Here is a 2904-nt window from a genome sequence, read left to right as displayed (position 1 = left end):
TCGCCTGGAATTCGGCCACTGTCCCAAAGGTCGCCGCGACCCTGGGCCAGCATGGCCTCGCTTGACGCGACGAGGACCTGGTAGGCCGCCTGGACCATCCTATTCCCGGCGATCCGCCAGGACAGGGCCGGCCGTGGGTCATCGAGCCCCAGGGGAGTCGTTAGCTGCGATGCTCGGAGATCCACGCTGCCACCGTCGCCGGTCCCGCGTCTTTCGCGTGCGGACGCGGGCACCGCCAGGCTGGGTGCAGCCACGCCGGCCGCAAGCAGAAAGGAGCGACGATCGACCTGGGGCATGGAGACCTTAGTAGGTGCGGCCGAAGCCAAGGGGATAGAGGGGCGCGAGGCTATCCGCGGGGGTGTCGGACCTCTGGGCAGCCACGGCCTCGATGGACGACGGCAGCTCGATGGGGAGCCGGCCCACAGGCGGCGTCGCCCCGGTCACGACGTCAAAGAAGGCGGCGTCCGAAAGTCCGAAATTGACCATCAGCGCGTTGGCCCGGGCTTTGACCGGACCAAGCACGGCGGCGCGGTCCAGATAGACATTGGCGATCACCGGCAGATCGGTCGGCAGGGCCATGAGGGCCGCGATGCCAGGATCGGAATCTCCGTAGGCCAGACTGCCCTCTTTTTGCATGAGGCCGAAGAAGTAACTCGGATGGAGCATTTCCGATGGCGCCGCGAGGCGCACAAGGGCGACGTCGGCCTGCGCAGGGTCATCCACCACGGTGAAGCCAGCCGTCCGTGCGGCTTCTGGGGCAACCCCGCGCAAATAGGCCTTCGGCATCTGCGCCGGATCGAGGGGCAAAACTCCTGCCCTGTTCTCCAGCAGGACCACCGAGCGGGCCTGGGCAGTCCGTGCTGCTTGCGCTGCCTCCGGCGTACCGACGCTTGCGGTGGCTTCGGCGGGATCGACGAAGGGCCGTTCGAACAGACCGAGAGAGAATGTCCGGATCAGGACGCGGCGGACAGCAGCATCGATCTGGGCGGGGGTAATGTGACCAGCGACGACGGCGTCCAGAAGGGGTTTCGGATCTTCGGCACCACCGAATTGATCGACCCCGTTTGCGACGGCGAGGGCGAACCGTTGCGCTCGGGTAAGATCTTCCACGCCCCAGGCCATGGAGACCCCCTGGAAGCTCGGTTGCTGGCCGGCGGGGAAACCATCCCTGCAGATGTCGCCGCAGTCTTCGGTGATCGCCCAGTCCGCCAGCACGAGACCTTCATATCCGAACCGGCCGCGCAGCAAGTCGCTGATGAGGACCCGACTGTAGGCCGCGCCGACGGGCTCGACCGCCCTGCCGTCTACGGATAGGCCCTCGAAGATGGAATAGGCAGGCATGATGCCCGACGGATGAACAGCAAACGCCGCCTCGAAGGGTTCGAGATGGAGGCTGAGCCGATCGTCCGCCAAGTCTGCGAACCGGCCGTAGCGATTATGGCTATCCCAGCCGTCGCGGGCGGCACCGTAGCCTACCCAATGTTTGACGACGGTGGCTACGCCGTCGACCGTTACTCCGCCGGATCCCTGCTGGAAGCCTTCAATGTAGGCTGCGACCATGGTGCCCACGAGCGTCGGATCTTCCCCGAAGGTGCCGCTGACGCGTGGCCAGCGTGGTTCCGTGGCGAGGTCGGCTTGGGGCGAGAGGGCGACGCTGAAGCCGGTGGCGCGGTATTCTCTACGGGCGATGTCTGCCATCTGGCGCACGACCTCCGGATCGCCGATCGCCGCCAGTCCCAAAGGCTCCGGGAAGCGGGTGAAGTCGCCCGAAGCGACGCTGGCACCGACCGTGGCCTGGAAATGATTGCGTGGATCTGTGCTCAGGGTGACGGGAACGGCAAGACGGGTCTGTTCGGCGAGCGCCTGCAGGCTGTTGGAGGCTTCGGCCAAGTCCGCTGGCGGAAGGACCAGCATCGAGTTGAGGTTGGTGATGCCGTGGTCGACGATCTTGAGGCGCGCGCTGTTCTGTCCATACCCCGTCCAAGGCTGGCCGAACGGCGCATTGCCCTCTGCGTTGCCGTGAAGCATCTGCCCGACCTTCTCGGCCAGGGTCATTCGCCCGACAAGATCGTCGGCGCGAGATCCAGCCGACAGTCGCCAGTCCTCATAGGGATCGAGCTGGCCATCTCGATCTAGATCCCTGAACCGCAGTCCGTCCACCTCAATAAGGGGAACGGTCCGCGAGGTCAGAACCGGTTGGGCCGGTCGATCGGAGCCCGTCGCGGGGCCCGCGAGAAGGGCGCATCCCGCCAAGGGCAGAAGGGCCGTTGACGCGAGCCACCGCTTCAGACGCAACATGGTTCGTATCCAGGGTTAGTAGTTGAAGGTCAGCTTGAGGCCGACCAGCCGCACGGAGTCCATGCCGAACTGCTGTTGGTACGAGGCTATGTTGGCAACCGCGTCGCCGGAGTCGAGGCCGATGAAGACAGGGTTGTGTTCGTTCGTGCAGTTCTTGCAGAAGACAGCCAGTTCGAGGCCGTTGTCGAACCGGGCCCCGATGCTGGCACCGAAGAGATCGGTCCCGGGCAGTTCTGCCCCTGGAGCCTGATTGATCAGGAAATTCAGGCTCGACCGATGATACCAGTTGGCCCGAACGAAGGGTTGCACAGCGCCGGACACTTGCGGCTCCCAGCTGGCCGAGAGGGTCGATGTGAATCTGGGGGAGTTGGGGGTGCGAAGGCCGCTGGCGTTGAACGAGCCTGTGATCGAGCAACCGGCGGTGGGTTGTCCAGGATAGCACTGGGCACCCGCGAAGTCGTCGAACTGCGAGTCGAGGATGCTGACCGAGGCGTTGGCGGTGAAACCGTCGAAGAGCGAGGCGATCGCCGTGATTTCGGCGCCTTGGCTGATCACGGATGCTGCGTTCTGGATCACGAAGCTGGCCAGCACCGGATCGAATGACTG

Annotated in this window: 2 protein-coding genes; both read right to left on the bottom strand. The window is 65.1% G+C overall.

The window, feature by feature from the left end; translation table 11 throughout:
- Positions 1-303: 303 nt before the first annotated feature.
- Entirely contained in the window at positions 304-2298 is a 1995-nt protein-coding gene (locus ACILQR_RS16370) for a glycoside hydrolase family 3 protein (RefSeq protein ID WP_395652422.1), read from the bottom strand.
- A gap of 15 nt (positions 2299-2313) precedes the next feature.
- A partial coding sequence (locus ACILQR_RS16365) for a hypothetical protein (RefSeq protein ID WP_395652421.1) occupies positions 2314-2904 on the bottom strand: 591 nt, incomplete at its 5' end.

It is taken from the genome of Brevundimonas sp., assembly GCF_044239655.1.
Taxonomy (GTDB): Bacteria; Pseudomonadota; Alphaproteobacteria; order Caulobacterales; family Caulobacteraceae; genus Brevundimonas.
The sequence above is the reverse complement of the archived record's forward strand: the minus strand, read 5'-3'. Positions and strand labels throughout refer to the sequence as shown.

What these genes read in the sequence shown, in the direction of transcription:
- ACILQR_RS16370 (WP_395652422.1), bottom strand. Translation starts at nt 2,298, where the DNA reads ATGTTGCGTCTGAAGCGGTGGCTCGCGTCAACGGCCCTTCTGCCCTTG.